This is a genomic window from Pseudoneobacillus rhizolycopersici (assembly GCF_054786815.1).
Window position 1 is genome coordinate 1 of record NZ_JBTOOE010000122.1, and the last position, 264, is coordinate 264.

The 264-nt window shown below is 42.4% G+C and carries 1 protein-coding gene; it reads left to right on the plus strand.

Going from position 1 to position 264, the window contains the following annotated elements:
* Positions 1–39: 39 nt before the first annotated feature.
* A partial coding sequence (locus ACX9YW_RS23095; RefSeq protein WP_460351071.1) for a hypothetical protein occupies positions 40–264 on the plus strand: 225 nt, incomplete at its 3' end.

Genomic DNA, 264 nt, shown 5'->3' on the forward strand with positions numbered 1-264 from the left:
GGATTTGTCATAATTAATGTGCCCCTTGAGTCTGGACTTTTGGCATCGCTGTCGAATGGAACTCATGTCCTTAGTCGCAGTTTCGAAGACATGAATAACTTGTTTGAAGTACAAGCTTTCTATACCGCTAATGCACTTGACGAGCTTCCCCACGAAGTACTTGTGGACAAGATTATGTTTGCAATAGTAAACGATACGAGCGGCAAGGTACCGTTGGAAATGGTCAACAAAACTCTGCATATCACTGTGCCATCTAGACTAAAT